1 protein-coding gene is annotated in these 19,164 nt (G+C 70.3%); it reads right to left on the bottom strand.

Annotation, left to right across the window (positions count from 1 at the left end):
• Positions 1-264: 264 nt before the first annotated feature.
• Positions 265-19,113, bottom strand: coding sequence for a non-ribosomal peptide synthase/polyketide synthase (locus J7I98_RS30490; protein WP_251021453.1), 18,849 nt, complete (start codon positions 19,111-19,113; stop codon positions 265-267).
• Between the last annotated feature and the right edge of the window lie 51 nt (positions 19,114-19,164).

Genomic DNA, 19,164 nt, shown 5'->3' with positions numbered 1-19,164 from the left:
CACGTAAGTCACTCCCCCATACTGAGAATTCGAACCCATGCAGATCGCGGATCACAGATCACCTATGACAGATCACCGAGAGGGCGCAAAAGGAATTGACGAAATAGACCCGTGGACTCATCGGGAATCGGATGGATTCCGTCACCAATTCCGCCCAGGGACCAGGACGATCGCCCCTCAAGGCTAGCCAGCGGCCGATGGCGCCCACAACGAACTAAAGCCCCAGATAAAATCGCCAGGTGAAAAGGCGAACCTCATTCCGGCTCAGCTTCCGTCGATGATCTCGCTCAGTGCGGAGACGAAGTCCTCGGCGAGCGCGGTGACCGTCTCGGGGCGGTACGTGTCCGTCGCGTACATGAACTGGACCACGAGCCTGCCCGAGGAGACGATCGCCACGATGTCCAGCAGGTGGTGACGCTCCTCGGTGGCCGGGGCCGCCGACGCGGCGTACGGGACCGGCGGGCCGTAGAAGCCCTGGGTGCTGTCCGCCGCGTCGTACTGGCCCAGGTAGTTGAAGCTGACCTGCGGTTCGGGCCCTTCCGCAATCGCACCCTTGACGTAGCGCAAAAGGCCGTATCCGATACCGCGCTGCGGGACGGCCCGCAGCTGTCGCTTCACCGTATTGATCTGCGGGCGCCATTCCCACGTGGCCGGCGCCGCGAGCCGCACCGGGAACTGCGTGGTGAACCAGCCGACCGTGCGTGACACGTCGACTCCGTCGATGATTTCCTCCCGTCCGTGGCCTTCCAGGTTCACCAGGACTTCGGGCTGTCCGGACCAGTCGGTGAGCGTCCGGCCGAGGGCGGAGAGCAGTACGTCGTTGATCTGTGTCCGGTAGCGACCGGGTACCTCCTGGAGGAGCAATCTGGTGGCGGCTTCGTCGAGTTCGGCACTGGCGACCGCACGGAACCGGTCCAGGTTGGCGCCGTCGAGGTCGACGGGCAGGGCGGACCCTTCCGCCGGGGCGCCCGAGGTGACCTCGTTCCAGTACGCGATCTCCTCGTCCAGCGCGCCCGCTTCCGTGTGGGCGGCCAGCGCCCGGGACCAGGACTGGAAGGACGTCGTCTTGGCGCCGAGGTCGACGGTCCTGCCGCGCCGCGCCTGTTCGTAGGCGGTCGCGAGGTCGGAGAGCAGGATGCGCCAGGACACGCCGTCGACCACCAAGTGATGGATGGCGACGAAGAGTTGAGGTGCCCGGTCGTCGGACTCGAACAGGACGACCTTGATCATCGGACCGTCCACCGGACTGAGCCCCGTCTGCGCCTCGGCCACGGCCCGCGCGACCACGGCTTCGCGGTCCGCCGCACCCGACAGGTCGTGCCAGGTGAGCACGTCCAAGGACTCCTCGCCCCGGATGTACTGCCGCCAGCCGCCCTCCTCCGGTACGTACCGCATCCGCAGGGCGTCGTGCTGCCGCAGCAGCGCCGCGACCGCCGCTTCGAGTGCCGCCCGGTCGACGTCCGCGAAGCCCAGCTCGACGAACGTCGCCATGATGAGGTTCTCGGGCGCGGTGAAGCTGTCGAAGAACCAGCGCTGGATTGGGGTGAGCGGTACGTCGCCCGTCACCGGCTGCTGCACCTCGGTCCCGGACTCCTCCTCGGTGACCAGCTCGGCCAGCCCGGCGATGGTCGGGGCCTTGAACAGGTTCTTCGGAGAGATCCGAAGGCCCGCCTCCCTGGCCCGTGACACCACCTGGATGCTGAGGATCGAATCCCCGCCCAGCTCGAAGAAGTTGTCGTGTACGCCGACCCGTTCCAGGCCCAGCACCTCGGCCCACACCCCGGCGAGCGCCCGCTCGCGCGGCGTGCCCGGTGCCACGTACTCCTGGCCGGCCGCCGCCTCCATGTCCGGTTCGGGCAGTGCCTTGCGGTCCACCTTCCCGTTCGCGTTCAGCGGGAGAGCGTCCAGCACCACGAAGGCGGTCGGCATCATGTAGTCCGGCAGCGACGCGCGGACGTACTCCCGCAGCCCGGCCTGGTCCACACCGGTGCCGGCCGCGTAGGCGACCAGCCGCTTCACCCCGGGGCGTATCTCCCGTACGGCGACCACGGCCTGCGCGACGTCCGGATGGCTCGCCAGGGCGATCTCGATCTCGCCCAGCTCGATACGGAAACCGCGGATCTTGACCTGGTTGTCCGCGCGGCCCACGAAGTCCAGCTGCCCGTCGGGCAGCCATCGGACCACGTCGCCCGAGCGGTACATCCGCTCCCCCGTGAAGGGGCAGGCCACGTACCGGCTCGCGGTCAGTCCGGGGTGTCCCGCATAGCCTCGGGTCACGCCCTCACCGGCCAGATACAGCTCGCCCGCGACGCCCACCGGCACCGGGCGCAGCCAGGAGTCCAGCACATAGGCGCGGGTCCGCCCGATGGGACGGCCGATCGGCATGGTCGGCCCCACGGTGTCGCCCTCGACGAGGTGCACCGTCGCGAAGATGCTGGTCTCCGTCGGACCGTACGCCGCGACCAACTGCACGTCGGGGGCCTGCTCCACCACCTTCTGGAAGTGCCGGGGCGACAGCACGTCACCGCCGGTCATCACCATGCGCAGGCCCGAGAGCATCCGTACGTCGGCGTCGACCACCTCGTGGAAGAGGCCGGTGGTCACCCACAGCACGGTCACGCCGTGGGCCCGTACCAGCGCACCCATCTCCTCCACGGACAGCACGCGCGCGGTGGACACCGCGAGCGTGGCGCCGTTGGCGAAGGCGCTCCAGATCTCCAGGGCGCTGGCGTCGAACGACAGCGTGGCGGTCTGGCTGATCACATCGTCCGAGGTGAACGCGAGCCGCGCGTCCCTCGCCACTCGCAGCACACCGGCGTGCGGCACGACGATGCCCTTCGGGCGGCCCGTCGACCCCGAGGTGTAGAAGACGTACGCCGCGTTCTGGGGCACCAGTGACACCGCGGGCGGGCCCTGACGGCCGGAGGTGTCGTCTGCCTCGCTCACGAGGTCCTCGATGAGGACGACCGGCACGCCGGCGTCCGGCACGGCATCCACCGCCGAGGCCGTGGTGAGCAGCAGCTCGATGCCCGAGTCGGCCGCCATGAACGACAGGCGCTCGGCCGGGTATTCGGGGTCGAGCGGCACATACACACCACCGGCCTTGAACACCGCGAGCAGCACCACGATCGGCTCGACGCCGCGCGGCAGACACACCCCGACCCGTACCTCCGAACCCACACCGTGGTCCCGCAGGCTGTGCGCGAGGCGGTTCGCCCGTGCGTCCAGACCGGCGTACGTCAGACGGTCCTCGCCGCACGCCAGCGCGACAGACTCCGGGGCGCGCGCCACCTGCTCGGCGAACACCTCGGTGAGCACCGCACCGGCGGGCCCGGCGTCACCCTCGGCCCACTCGCCCAGCACCCGGTCGCGCTCCGGCGCCGAAAGCCGCGGCATCTGCGACAGCGGCCGCTCGGCGCCGTCGGCGAGGGCCTCCAGCACGATCAGCAGGTGGCCGGCCATCCGCCGGATGGTGCTCGCGTCGAACAGGTCGGTGTTGTAGACGATGTAGCCGCGCATCTCGCCCTCGACCTCACCGAAGTCCATCGTGAGGTCGAACTGCGCCGTCGTGGACCGCATGGCGTAGTCCTGCCAGCGCAGACCGGCCCGCGCCGTCTCCGGGGCGCCCGAGAGATTCTCGTAGCTGACCGCTGCCTGGACCAGCGGGCTGCGGCTCGGGTCACGCTCGGTGACGACCGCGTCCACGACCCGGTCGAAGGGCACGTCCGCGTGGGCGAAGGCGTCGAGGACGGTGCCCCGCACCGCGCCCAGCAGTTCGGCGCCGGTGGCGGCCTCGTCGATCCGGGTGTGCAGCGCCAGCGTGTTGACGAAGAACCCGACGACGTCCTCCAGCTCGTCGCGCTCACGGCCCGAGGTGACGGTGGCGACGACGACGTCCGACTGGCCGCTGTAGCGCGACAGCAGCAGCTGCACCGCTGCGGTGAGCCCCATGAACAGCGTCGCGCCCTGCGCCCGGCACATGTCGGCCAGCCGCTCCAGCACGTCGGCCGGGATCACCACATGCTCACTGGCACCGGCCGTGGTCCGCTCGGCGGGACGCGGACGGTCGGTGGGCAGCTCCAGTACGGGGGCGTCCGCCAGCTGCTCGCGCCAGTAGCCGAGTCCGCTCTCCAGTACGCCGGGCGTCAGGCGGTCGCGCTGCCATGCGGCGTAGTCGGCGTACTGGACGGGGAGTCCGGCCAGGGCCTCACCCTCATACAGCGCGCTCAGCTCGCGCTGGATCACACCGAGCGACCAGCCGTCGGTGATGATGTGGTGCATCGCCAGCACGAGGACGTGCTCGTCGGGGGCCACCCGGAGCAGGGTCGGCCGCAGCAGCGGTCCGGTGCGCAGGTCGTACACGTCCATGAGGAGGGTGTGCACGGCGTCATCCAGACCGGCGGGGTCGCAGTCGACCACCGGCAGGTCGACCGGGGCGGGCGGGTGGATGACCTGCACGCCCTGGCCGTCGACCGTGTCGAAGGTGGTACGCAGCGACTCGTGCCGGGCCACCAGCGCGTCGAGCGCGCTGCGGAGCGCGTCGGTCCGCAGCTCGCCGCGCAGCCACACCACACGGCCCGAGTTGTACTCGGTGCTCTCCGGCGCGTGCTCGGCGGCGAACCACATGCGCCGCTGGGCGGAGGAGAGCGGCATGGCGGCCTCGCGCGGCGCGAGCGGAATGCCCGCGCCGCTGCCTCCGCTGCTTCCGCCTCCGCCGAGAACTCGCGGGCTCAGGCCGGCGACGGTCGGGTGGTCGAAGATCTCCCGCACGGACACCTCAAGACCTGCCCGGCGCAGCCGGGACACGACCTGGATGCTGACGATCGAGTCGCCGCCCAGCTGGAAGAAGTTGTCGTGTACGCCGACGCGTTCCAGGCCGAGCACCGCGCCGAACGCGTCGGCGATCATCTGCTCCTGCGGGGTGCGAGGAGCGACGTACGTCTCGCTCAGGGCCGACAGGTCCGGGGCCGGAAGCGCCCGCCGGTCCAGCTTGCCGTTGGCGTTGAGCGGCAGCGCGTCGAGCGCCGTCAGGGCCGCGGGCACCATGTACTCCGGCAGCACCTCGGCGATCTCCGAGCGGACCGCGTCCACCGCCGGGGAGGCTCCGGCGGCCGGGACGATGTAGGCGGCGAGCCGCTTCACCCCGGGCTGGTCCTCGCGCGCGACCACGGCCGCCTGTACCACGCCCGCACAGCGCGTCAACGCGGCTTCGATCTCGGCAAGTTCGATCCGGAAGCCCCGGATCTTGACCTGGTCGTCGCTGCGGCCCGCGTACTCCAGTACGCCGTCGGGCCGCCACCGCACGACGTCTCCGCTGCGGTAGAGCCGCTGACCCGGGGTGAACGGATCGGCGACGAACCGCTCGGACGTGAGCCCGGGCCGGTTGTGGTAGCCGCGGGCCACGCCCTGGCCGCCGATGTACAACTCGCCCCACACACCCGCCGGAACGGGCCGCAGCCACGCGTCGAGCACGCGCAGCGCCTTGCCCGCGACCGGACGCCCGATCGGCACCGAGCCCGCGGCGGGCGTCTGCTCCTGGTCGGAGAACCAGCCTGTCGCGTACACGGTCGCCTCGGTCGGACCGTAGATGTTCGCCACGACCGCGTCCGGCATGACCTCGCCGATGCGGTCGTACAGCGCGGTCGGGAACGCCTCACCGGCCAGCACCACATGCCCGGCCGAGACTCCGAGACCGTCCTCCGCGAGGACCGCGCCCAGCGCGGAAGGCACCGCAGAGATGAGACTGCCGGACCAGCCCTGCGTACGCTCCGCCAGTTCCAGGACGTCCCGCGCAATGTCGAGGGTGCCGCCCGCCGCCAGCGCGCCGAACAGCTCGAAGACCGACACGTCGAAGTTCAGCGACGTGGAGAACCACACCCGGGAGAACGTCTCCTCGCCCAGCGACACGGCCCACTGCACCAGTGAGGCCATCGCCCGGCGCGAGACCACGACGCCCTTCGGGCGCCCTGTCGACCCGGACGTGTAGATGACGTACGCCGCGGCCTCCGGGGAGGGCTGCGGGAAGGACGGGCCGGCGGGCGCTTCGGCCTGCACCGGCATCTCGTCCAGGAGCAGCTTCCGCACGCCGTCGGCGTACGGCACGCGCCCGGAGAGCGAGCCGTGCGTCAGCACGACTTCGATGCCCGAGTCCGCGACCATGAACTCCAGCCGGTCCGACGGGTACTCCGGGTCGAGCGGCACATAGGCGCCGCCTGCCTTCAGCACCGCCAGTACGGCCACGACCAGGTCCACCGACCGGGGCAGGCACACGCCTACCCGCGACTCCACTCCGACGCCGCTTGCCGCCAGCACGCGGGCGAGCGAATCGACCCGGGAGCCGAGCTCGGCGTACGAGAGCGTCTCGTGGCCGCGCACCACGGCGAGCGCGTCGGGCTGCTCGGCGACGCGTGCCTCGAACAGCTCCGTGACGGACACGCCTGCAGGTGCTGCGCCCCCCTCGGACCACTCGCCCATGACCTGCGCGAGCTCGGATTCCGAGAGCCGAGGCAGCTGCGACAGCGGACGCTCCGGGGCGTCGGCCATCGCGGCCAGGGTGGTGGCCAGGTATGCGCCGAGCCGCTCGATCGTCGTACGGGTGAAGAGCTCGGGGCTGTACGTGAGCCGCAGCGCGATGTCTGCCGCCGTGCCGCCCAGCGCGACCAACTGGCGTCCCGTGTACGCGCTCAGGGTGAGCGGGTAGTTGGTCGCGAGAGCGCCCTGGGTGTCGGTGATGGTGAGCCCGTGGCGAGCGGCGAGGTCGTCGTCGACGGGGTAGTTCTCGAAGACGAGGAGGCTGTCGAACAGGCCGGTGCCGGACGGCACTTCGGTGACCTGGTTGATCTGGGTGAGTGACAGGTATTCGTGCGGGCGGGATTCCCACTGCTCGGACTGGAGCTGCTGGAGCCACTGGACGACGGGGGTCGACGGCCGGAGGCGGGAGCGTACGGGGACGGTATTGATGAACAGGCCCAGTACCGCCTCGGCTTCCGGCAGGTCCGCCGGGCGGCCCGAGGTCGTCGCGCCGAACACCACGTCGGTCTGGCCGGAGTACGCGGACAGCAGCAGCGCCCACGCACCCTGGATCACCGCGTTCACCGTGAGCCGGTGCCGCCGCGCGAACTCCCCGACTCGTGCGGAGACTCCGGCGTCGAGCGGCACCTCGATGTCCTGCGCGGCCCCTGTCCGGCGGGTCGCGGAGGGGGTCGTGGGGAGGGCTACGGGGGTGTCGAAACCGGCGAGTGAGGAGCGCCAGTACGCGAGCCCGGCCTCGCTGTCCCGGGAGGCCAGCCATTCGAGGTAGTCGCGGTAGGGGCGACGTATCTCGGGCGCGCCGCCCGCGTACCGGGTGAACACGTCCTCCAGGAGCCTGGGCGTGCTCCAGCCGTCCATGAGGAGGTGGTGGAAGGTCCAGACGACCTGTATCCGGCCGCCGCCCAGGCCGGCCAGGGACAGCCGCAGGAGGGGCGCCGTGTCGAGTCGGATGCCGGCCCGGTCTTCGCGCCGGCGGTCTTCGAGGCGCTCGGCGCGCTGCGCGTCGGTGAGCGCGGCCCAGTCCTCGCGGGAGACGGGGACGTCGACGTGCTGGTGCACGAGGGCGACCGGCTCGTCGACCTGCTCCCAGACGACGGATACGCGCAGGGCGTCCGAGGCGTTGATGGCTTCGCGCCAGGCCTTGGCCAGCCGCTCCGTGTCGTCCGCGCCTTCCAGCACGAACGACATCTGCTCCACATATGCCCCCGGGTCCTCCAGGGAGTGGAAGAGCATGCCCTGCTGCATCGGCGACAGCGGATACACATCCGCGATGCCCTCACCCGTGCCGACGACCCGGTCGACCGTCGCCCGGTCCCAGGAGACCAGCGGGAAGTCTGAGGGAGTGCGGCCGCCCACCCCAGGTGTCAGGCAGTACGCCACCGCTTCCCGCAGGGCGTCCCGGTACCGCTCGGCAAGGCCCCGTACTTCCTCCGTGTCGTGCAGCTCCTTCGAGTACTGCCACTGGATTTCCAGCCGGCCGTCCACCACCCGGCTCAGGACGTCCAGGACGTGGGGCCGGTCCTCTTCCGGGCTGCGGTCGTTCTCCACCGGGAGCATTCCGGCGAATACGTCCGGGGCGCCGTCCGCGTCATAGCGGCCGAGGTAGTTGAAGCTGACCTGCGCGGGATCCGCCAGATCGGCGCCGCCCAGGTAGCGCAGCGCCCCGAAGCCGATGCCCCGGTCGGGAATCGCCCGCAGGCCTTCCTTCGTGGCGCGGATCAGCTCGCCCCAGTCGGAGCCGCCCGATTCCAGCGCCACGGGGTAGATGGAGGTGAACCAGCCCACGGTCCGGGACACGTCCGCGTCCAGTACGGCCTCTTCGCGGCCGTGCCCCTCGACGTCGACCCACACCCGGTCGCGTCCGGACCACTCGCCCAGGACCCGGCCCAGTACGGCGAGAAGCACGTCATTGACCTGGGTCCGGAACACGCCGGGCACCTGCTGGAGCAGAGCTTCCGTGTCCTCGCGGGGCAGCACGACGGACACGAGATCCGCCGATCCCACGGTGTTCTGCCCTGCGCCCACCTCGCACCGCGGCTCGGCGTTCTCGACGACCGAGGCCCAGTACGCGGCCTGGTCGGCGAAGCCGCCCTTTTGCACGTACTCCGCCAGCTTGGCCGTCCACGCGGGGAACGACATCGAGACCGGGTCAAGAGTCACCTGCTCACCGGCCCTCAACTGCCGGTAGGCGACAGCAAGGTCCTCCAACAGAATCCGCCAGGACACGCCGTCCACCACCATGTGGTGCACCGCCATCAGGAGCCGTACTCGGCCGCCGGTCCCGGCCTCGTCCTCGGAGATCACGCACCGCACCAGCGGCCCGCCCACCAGACGGAACCCCTCCTGCACCACAGGATCAAAGTCGCCCGTCACACGCTCGACGACCACATCACCCACCGCACCGGCAAACTGCGCCCACCCATCCGCGCCCCGCTCGAACCGCACCCACAGACCCTCGTGATGCCGAACCACCGCCGACACCGCCGCCGCGAGTACGTCCACGTCCACGTCCGGCGCCATCTCGACGCACATCGACATACCGAAGTGATCAGGCGCGACCGGGTGCGTCCGTACGAACCACTCCTGCACCGGTGAAAGGACCACAGGCCCCTCCACCACGCCCACAGCCGCCGCAGCACCGACGTCGGCGTCGCGCGCGACCGCCGCCACGCCCGCCACCGTCTGCCGCACCAGCACGTCCTGCGGCGACACCACCAACCCCGCACGCCTCAGCCGCGACACGACCTGAATGCTCAGGATCGAGTCGCCGCCCAGCTCGAAGAAGTTGTCGGACAGGCCCACACGCTCCACGCCGAGGACATCACTCCACACCTCGGCCATCAGCCGCTCGGCGTCATTGCGCGGCGCGACGTAGTCCTTCAGCAGGGCGGCCATGTCCGGCTCGGGCAGTGCCCGCCGGTCGACCTTGCCGTTCGACGTCACCGGCAGGCTGTCGAGCACCACGCACATCGCCGGAACCATGTACTCCGGCAGGGACTCGCCCACGAACTCGCGCAGCGCGGCCTGGTCCACACCCGTACCGACGACATAGCCGACCAGCCGCTTCACGCCGGGCTGGTCCTCCCGTACGACGACCACCGCCTGCTCGACCGCGGGATGGCTCGCGAGCGCCGCCTCGACCTCGCCGAGCTCGATACGGAAGCCGCGGACCTTCACCTGGTCGTCGGCGCGTCCGGCGAACTCCAGCACGCCGCCCGGCAGCCAGCGCACCACGTCTCCGGTGCGGTACATCCGCTCCCCGGCGCCCCCGAACGGCGAGGCCACGAACCGCGCCGCCGTCAGGTCCTGGCGTCCCGCGTATCCCCGCGCGAGCTGCACACCGGTGACGTACAGCTCGCCCGCGACACCCACCGGCACCGGGCGCAGCCACGCGTCCAGCACGTACAGCCGGGTGTTCCACACCGGCCGGCCGATCGGCACGGTCGCGGTGTCCGGCTCGGCGTGGAAGGACGTGACGTCGACGGCGGCTTCCGCCGGGCCGTACAGGTTGGACAGCGTGGCCTGGGGCAGCACCTCAGCGATCTGGTCGCGCAGGGCGCCCTGCAGCATTTCGCCGCCGCTGAAGAGGGTCCGCAGCCCGACGCAGTCACGCGTCGCCGGTTCGGCGACCAGCGCGCGCAGCATGGAGGGGACGAAGTGCACGGTCGTGACGCCGTACTCGCGGATCGTCTCGGCCAGGTACTGCGGGTCGCGGTGCCCGTCCGGGCGGGGCAGGACGAGCCCGGCGCCCGCGACGAGAGGACCGAAGAACTCCCATACGGCGACGTCGAAGCTCGACGAGGTCTTCTGGAGCACCCGGTCCTCGGGCGTCAGCGGGTACTCGGACTGCATCCAGAGCAGCCGGTTGGAGATCGCCGCGTGCGAGACGAGCACGCCCTTGGGGCGGCCGGTCGACCCGGAGGTGTAGATCATGTACGCCGCGTGGTCGACCCGGGTGTCGATGCGCGGGGCGGAGACGGGCTGCGTCGCGGCCCCGTTGCCGGGACCGGCCGGGATCACCTCAATGTCCGTGTACGTCGCGTACGCAGCCTCGTCGGCCGCGATGAGCAGCGCGGCTCCTGAGTCGTTGAGCATGTAGGTGATGCGGTCGGCCGGGTACTCCGGGTCGACCGGAACGTACGCGCCGCCCGCCTTGACGACGGCGAGCAGGCTGACGACTAGTTCGACGCAGCGCGGCAGGCTCACGGCCACCACGACGTCGGGACCGACACCGCGCCGCTGGAGCACGTGGGCGAACTGGTTGGCGCGCTCGTCGAGTTCGCGGTACGTCAGGGACTCGCCCTCGGAGACGACCGCGAACCCGTCCGGGGTCCTGGCGGCCTGCTCGGCGAACAGACCGGGCAGCAGGCGGGGCGGGCAGACCTGGTCGGTGTCGTTCCACTCCTGCGTGATCCGTGTGTGCTCGTCGTCAGTGAGGAGCGGGATCTGGGCAAGGAGCTCCTGGCTGAGCATCCACTGGAGCAGTTCCGCCAACCGGCCGCCGATACTCCGCGCGGTGCCGTCCTCGAACATCACCGGGTCGTACGACATCCGCAGTGACACACCGGGGTCGTTGTCTCCCACCAGCCGCCCACCGGTGTACGCGGTGAGAGACAGCGGGTAGTTGCTGCCGCCCTCGCCGTACGTTTCCTTGACGCTCAGCCCGTGGCGCGTGCCCATCTCGTCGTCGACGGGGTAGTTCTCAAAGACCAGAAGGCTCTCGAACAGGCCGGTGCCGGAGGGGACTTCACTGACCGAGTTGATCTGGGTGAGTGACAGGTACTCGTGGGCGCGGGACTCCCACTGCTCGGACTGGAGGTTCTGCAGCCACTGCACGACGGGCGTGGACGGGTCGAGACGGGTCCTGACCGGAACCGTGTTGATGAACAGGCCCAGCACCGACTCCGCCTCCGGCAGGTCCGCCGGGCGGCCCGAGGTCGTCGCGCCGAACACCACGTCGGTCTGGCCGGAGTACGCGGACAGCAGCAGCGCCCACGCACCCTGGATCACCGCGTTCACCGTCAGCCGGTGGCGTCGCGCGAACTCGCCCACGTCGGTCGACAGCGACCCCGGAAGGTCCACTTCGAGGTGCCGGGTCGCCCAGCGCTGGTGGTCCTGTGCGGGCAGGTGGTCGGTGGGGAGGGCGAGCGGGGTGTCGAAGCCGGCGAGTGCGGTACGCCAGTATGCGAGCCCCGCCTCGCTGTCCCGGGAGGCCAGCCATTCCAGGTAGTCGCGGTACGGGCGGCGTACCTCCGTCCGCCCACCGGCGTACCGGGTGAAGACGTCCTCCAGCAGCTGCGGCGTGCTCCAGCCGTCCATGAGGAGGTGGTGGAAGGTCCATACGACCTGTATTCGGCCTGCGCCCAGGTCGGCCAGGGACACCCGCAGCAGAGGCGCGGTGTCGAGCTGTACGCCCGCGGTGTCCGCCCGTCGGCGCTCTTCCAGGCGCTCGGCGCGCTGCGCGTCGGTGAGCGCGGACCAGTCCTCGCAGGTCAGCGGAGTGTCGACGCGCTGGTGCACCAGGGCGACGGGCTCGTCCACCTGCTCCCAGACGATCGAAACGCGCAGGGCGTCCGAGGCGTTGATCGCCTCACGCCAGGCGTCCGCCAGCCGCTCCATGTCGTCCGCGCCTTCCAGCACGAACGACATCTGCTCCACATACGCCCCACCTTCCGGATCCTCCAGCGAGTGGAACAGCATCCCCTGCTGCATCGGCGACAGCGGATACACATCCGCGATGCCCTCACCTGTGCCGACCACCCGGTCGACCGTCGCCTGGTCCCAGTCCACCAACGAGAAGTCGGAGGGCGTACGGCCGCCCACACCGGGCGCCAGGCAGTACGCCACCGCCTCCTGCAGGAGGTCCCGGTACTGCTCAGCGAGCTGCCGGGCTTCCTCGGCGGCGTGCACAGCGGTCGAGTAGTGCACGTCCACGTGCAGGCGGCCGTCCTGGACGCGGCTGACCACGTCCCAGACGTACGGGCGCTCCTCGGCGGGGCCGTGATCCCCGGCCACGGGCAGCATTCCGGCGAATACGTCCGGGTAGCCGTCGGCGTCGTAGCGGCCGAGGTAGTTGAAGCTGACCTGCGCGGGATCGGGAAGATCCACGCCGCCCAGGTAGCGCAGCGCCCCGAAGCCGATGCCCCGGTCGGGAATCGCCCGCAGAACTTCCTTCGTCGAGCGGATCAACCGGCGCCAGCTGCCGCTCGATTCGAGTGCCACGGGATAGATCGAGGTGAACCAGCCGACCGTACGGGACACGTCCGCGCCCAGTACGGCCTCTTCGCGGCCGTGCCCCTCGACGTCGACCCACACCCGGTCGCGGCCGGACCACTCGCCCAGGACCCTGCCGAGGACGGCCAGCAGTACGTCGTTCACCTGGGTCCGGAACACGCCCGGGACACGCTGGAGCAGAGCTTCCGTGTCCTCGCGGGACAGGGCCACGGACACCACGTCGGCGGAGCCCACGGTGTTCAGCCCGGCCTCCACCTCGCACAGCGGCTCGGCGTTCTCGACGACCGAGGCCCAGTACGCGGCCTGGTCGGCGAAGCCGCCCTTTTGCACGTACTCCGCCAGCTTGGCCGTCCACGCGGGGAACGACATCGAGACCGGGTCGAGAGTCACCTGCTCACCGGCCCTCAACTGCCGGTAGGCGACAGCAAGGTCCTCCAGCAGAATCCGCCAGGACACGCCGTCCACCACCATGTGGTGCACCGCCATCAGGAGCCGTACTCGGCCGCCGGTCCCGGCCTCGTCCTCGGAGATCACGCACCGCACCAGCGGCCCGCCCACCAGACGGAAGCCCTCCTGCACCGCAGGATCAAAGTCGCCCGTCACACGCTCGACGACCACATCACCCACCGCACCCGCGAACTGCGCCCACCCATCCGCGCCCCGCTCGAACCGCACCCACAGACCCTCGTGATGCCGAACCACCGCCGACACCGCCGCCGCGAGTACGTCCACGTCCACGTCCGGCGCCATCTCGACGCACATCGACATACCGAAGTGATCCGGAGCCACCGGATGCGTCTCCAGGAACCACTCCTGCACCGGCGACAACACCACCGGCCCCTCGACCACGCTCATGTCGTCGGCCGCGTCCACGTCCGCCTCACGCGCGACCGCCGCCACGCCCGCCACCGTCTGCCGCACCAGCACGTCCTGCGGCGACACCACCAGCCCGGCCCGCCTCAGCCGCGACACGACCTGAATGCTCAGGATCGAGTCGCCGCCCAGCTCGAAGAAGTTGTCGTGTACACCGACCCGGTCCACGCCCAGCGCCGCACCCCAGGCGTCGGCGACCAGCCGCTCGACCCGCGTCCTCGGGGTCACAAAGCCGCCGTCGCGCTGGGACAGGTCCGGCTCCGGAAGTGCTCGCCGGTCGACCTTGCCGTTCGCGGTCAGCGGCAGAGTGCCCAGCACCACGAAGGCCGCCGGAATCATGTAGTCCGGCAGGGACTTGCCCACGAATTCGCGCAGCCCGGCATGGTCCACACCCGACCCCACGACGTAACCCACAAGCCGCTTCACCCCGGGACGTACCTCGCGCACCGAGACCACTGCCTGCGTGACGTCCGGGTGGGCCGCCAGAGCCGACTCGATCTCACCGACCTCGATACGGAAGCCACGGACCTTCACCTGGTTGTCCGCACGCCCCACGAACTCCAGCTGGCCGTCGGCCAGCCACCGCACCACATCGCCGGTGCGGTACATCCGCTCCCCGGCACCTCCGAACGGAGAAGCCACGAACCGCTCGGCCGTAAGCCCCGCCCGGTTCACATAGCCACGGGCCACACCGGCACCGGTGACATAGAGCTCGCCCGCGACCCCCTCCGGGACCGGGCGCAGCCACGCGTCCAGCACGTACACCCTGGCGTTCACGACGGGCTTGCCGATGGGCATGCTCTCGACGTCCGGGTCCGTCACCGGGTCGCTCACGGTCACCGTCACGGTCGTCTCGGTGGGCCCGTAGACGTTACGCAGCTGACGGCCGGGCGCCCAGCGGGAGATGAACTCGGCGGTCATCGCCTCGCCGCCGCTCAACAGGCCCTGGAGGTCTGGGAGTTCCATGTCCGGCGTGGTCATCAGGGCCGCCGGCGGAATCTCAAGGTGCGTGATCCGCTGCTCGCGCAGGACGTGTCCCAGCGCCTCGCCCGCGAGCGGGCCGGGCTCGGGCAGTACCAGGGTGGCACCGGCGTACCAGGAGACCATCACGTCGGCCATCGCCACGTCGAAGTTGGGCGACACGCCCTGCAGCATCCGGGAGCCCGCCGTGAGGCCGAGGGCGCGCTGGTGCGCGGCGGCCATGCCGACGATGCCCCGGTGGGAGACCATGACGCCCTTGGGGCGGCCGGTCGATCCGGAGGTGTAGATCACATACGCACCGGCGTCCAGGGACTCGGTGCGGCGCCGTACGGGCTCGTCCGCCCCGGCCTGTGCCGCATCCGCGTCCACCCTCATCAGGGGTACGTCCACGCCCGGGATGCGCTCGACGGAAGCCGCGTCGGTCAGGACCAGAGCCATTCCGGCGTCCGCGACCATGAAGTTCAGGCGCTCCGACGGGTACTGCGGGTCCAGCGGCACGTACACGCCGCCCGCCTTCGCCACCGCCAGCAGAGACGTCAGCCACTCCACGCCGCGAGGCAGGCAGACCCCCACCACGACGTCCGTGCCGACGCCGTGCCGCGTCAGGCGGTGCGCCAGCTGCTCGGCTCGCGCGTCCAGTTCGGCGTACGTCAGCGTTACGTCGCCACTGACCACGGCCGGCATGTCCGGGCGGCGGTCCGCCTGGGCCTCGAACAGTCCCGCCATGGTCAGCTCCGGCAGGTCCTCGCCGGTGTCGTTCCAGTCCCGCAGGACGCGGTCGCGGTCGTCGGCCGTCAGCATCGGCACAGCGGTGAGCGGCCGCTCGGCGGCTTCGCCCAACTCCGCGAGCACGACGACGAGATGGCTCGCGAGGCGGTCCATCGTGTCCGGGTCGAACAGGTCCGAGTTGTAGTTGATCATTCCGGCGAGTTCGCCGTGACCCTCTTCGAAGGCCACCAGCAGATCGAACTGGGCCGACTCCACGTCCAGCGGGTACTCGCGCCACTGGAGGTCGCCCCGGTCGCTGATGCCGCCCGGCATGCTCTGCAGCACCGTCATGGCCTGCACCAACGGGCTGCGGCTGGGGTCCCGCTCGGTGACGACCGCGTCGACGACCTGGTCGAACGGCACCTGGGCGTGCGCGAAGGCGTCGAGCACGGTTTCCCGCACCGAGGCGAGCAGCTCGGCCCCGGTCCCGCTCTCGTCGATGCGGGTCCGCAGGGCCAGCGTATTGACGAAGAAACCGACCTGGCTTTCCAGCTCCAGCCGCCCGCGACCGGAATCGGCGGTGCCGACCACCACGTCTTTCTGGCCGCTGTAGCGGGACAGCACCAGCTGTACGGCGGCCACCAGGCCCATGAACAGCGTCACGCCCTGCGCCTCGCGCATCTCCGCGAAACGCGACTGCACGGCTGCCGGGATCTCGAACCGCCGTGTGCCGCCGGCGGAGGTGCGTACGGCGGGGCGGGGACGGTCGGTGGGCAGATCGAGAGCGGGGGCACCCGCGAGCTGGTCACGCCAGTACCTCAGTCCCTCCGAGAGGGCCTGGGGCGTCATCGTCTCCCGCTGCCAGACCGCGTAGTCCGCGTACTGGACCGGCAGATCGGCGAGTTTTCTCCCCTCGTACAGCTCTCCCAGTTCACCGAGAAGTACGCCCATGGACCAGCCGTCGGTGACGATGTGGTGCATCGACAGGACGAGCAGGTGTTCCTCGTCGGAGACCCGCAGGAGGAGGGGCCGCATCAGCGGACCGGTGCTCAGGTCGAAAGCCTGACCCTGGTGCGCACGCACGGTCCGGGCGACGTCGCCGGACGGGCAGTCGGTCACCGGGAGTTCGACCGGGGCGGCCGGGTGGACGATCTGTACGCCCTGGCCGTCGACGGTGTCGAAGGTCGTACGCAGCGACTCGTGCCGCGCCACCAGGGTGTTCAAGGCGTCCTGCAACGCCTGGACCTGCAACGGGCCGCGCAGCCACACCGCACCACCCGTGTTGTACTCCGTACCGCTCGGGTCGATCTGCGCCGCGAACCACACGCGCTGCTGGGCGTACGACAGGGGCGAGGTCCCACCCCTGCGCACCGGCGCCAGCGGCGCCTCGACGGCCGCACTGCCCAGCTCGGCAGCCGCCAGGCTTTCGACCGTCGGGTGATCGAAGAGCGTCCGTACCGGGATCTCCAGGCCCGCCCGGCGCAGCCGGGACACCGCCTGAATGGCCAGGATCGAGTCACCACCCAGCCGGAAGAAACCGTCGTGCACGCCGATCCGGTCCGCACCCAGAACCTCGGCGAACACCTCAGCAATGGCCTGCTCCCGCGCAGTGCGCGGAGCGACGTACTCCTCCCCCAGAACCGAAAGATCCGGCTCCGGAAGCGCCTTACGATCCACCTTCCCATTCGCCGTCAACGGAAGAGAATCAAGCACCACACACACCGCCGGAACCATGTACTCCGGCAGCCCCGCCGCCACAAACTCCCGCAGCCCCGCCGGGTCCACATCCGTACCGGCATCCGCATCCGTACCGGCATCCGCATCAGCCACGACGTACGCAACCAGCTGCTTCACACCGCGCCGGTCCGCCCGTACCACCGCCACCGCCTGCGCGACCGCCGGGTGGCCTGTCAGGGCCGCCTCGACCTCACCCAACTCAATGCGGAAACCACGCACCTTGACCTGGTTGTCCGCACGGCCGACAAAGTCCAGTACACCGTCCGGAAGCCAGCGCACCACATCCCCGGTGCGATACATCCGCTTCCCGGCGCCACCGAACGGGCACGCCACAAAACGCCCCGCAGTAAGCCCGGAACGCCCCGCATAGCCATGCGCCAGCCCGATACCCGCGACATAGAGCTCTCCCGGAGTACCCACCGGAACGGGCCGCAGCCACGCGTCCAGGACCATCACCCCGGTGTCCGGCGCGGGCCCGCCCAGTCGTACCGGATTTTCTCCGGCAGGGGAGCCATTCAGTACGTGGGTGGAAGCGGTAATCGATACTTCCGTCGGTCCATAGGCATTGACCAAACGCACACCGGGCACTTCCTCAAGTACCTTCTGGCAATGCCTCGGTGACAGTGCATCACCGCCCGACATCACCATGCGCAGTCCGGAAAGCAGCCGTACGTCGGCGTCGACGACCTCGTGGAACAGTCCGGCCGTCAGCCACAGCGCCGTCACACCGTGGGTACGCAGCAACGCACCCAGCTCCTCCACCGACAGCATCCGCTCCGGCGAAATCGCCAGCGTGCCGCCATTGACCAGCGCACTCCACATCTCCAGCGCACCCGCGTCGAACGACAGCGTGCTCAACTGCGACACCACGTCGGCAGAGGTGAGAGCGAAGCTGGGGTCGCGCGCCACGCGCAGGAAGCCCTCGTGCGGCAGCACCGCGCCCTTGGGGCGGCCCGTCGAGCCCGAGGTGTAGAAGATGTACGCCGCGCTCTGCGGCAGCAGCGGCACCTCCAGCGCGGGGGCGAACTCCGGCCGCCCGGACATCTCCTCGGCCGCCTCGTCCACGAGCAGCACATGAGTGTCGGGCAGCGCCGAAACGGTCGAAGCCGCAGCCAGCACCACGGCCAGGCCCGAGTCTGCGACCATGAATTCCAGCCGTTCTGCCGGGTACGCCGGGTCCAGCGGTACCGCCACGCCACCCGACTTCAGGACCGCCAGCAGCGCGACGACCGGCTCCATACCGCGCGGCAGGCACACCCCGACCGGAACCCCCGGGCCGACCCCACGGTCCCGCAGCACATGCGCCAACTGGTTCGCCTGTACGTCCAACTCCCCGTACGTAAGGCTCTCTTCGCCACAGACCAGGGCCACCGCCTCCGGCGCCCGCACCACCTGCTCCGCGAAAACCCCCGGCAGCGTCACGCCACCGAAGCCGCGCTCGGCAAAAGCCCACTCGTCCAGAATCAGGGCGCGCTCGGCGTCGGACAGGGAGGGCAAACCGGCCAACGGCAGTTCCACATCGGCCGCCACCGCCTCCGCGAGTCGGCTCATCTCCGCCGTCAGCGCTTCGCCGGACTCGTCAGCAAAGGCAGTAAGCCGCGCAGTGGGCCGCGCTCCGTCAACCGCCGCAAAAGAAATCGTTCCGTCGAACAACGCCGCGTCCGCAGGCACCCCCGCCAGCTCCCGCAGCGCCTCAGCAGTCAGCGCCTCCCGAGCCCCGGAGGCGGCCATCTGCTCCTCAAGTCCCCGCAGCCACACGCCCACCGGCTCGCCGGGAAGCAGCAGCGCCCGTACCGGACGCAGCGCCCCATCGCCACCGGTCACCCCGACGAGCACATCGCGGCGCCCGCGCGCGTGCGAGAGCGCCAGCGACCACACCCCGGTGACCGCGGCCTCGAACGAAACCCCCGCCCGCTCCGCAACCTCGGCAAGCGCCCGCACATCGCAATTCAGCTCGCGCCCGGCCCCCCGGCCCGACGGCGCCGTCCCCTCGCTCTCGTACCCGGACAGGATCTCTTCCCAGTACGCCACGACAGCAGCCTCATACATCCCAGACACCTAATTCACTCCCCCATACTGAGAATTCGAACCCATCAAGAT

It is taken from the genome of Streptomyces sp. ISL-98 (genome assembly GCF_018614055.1).
Classification (GTDB): Bacteria; Actinomycetota; Actinomycetes; order Streptomycetales; family Streptomycetaceae; genus Streptomyces; species Streptomyces spiramyceticus.
This window is presented reverse-complemented; position numbering and strand designations above follow the sequence as displayed.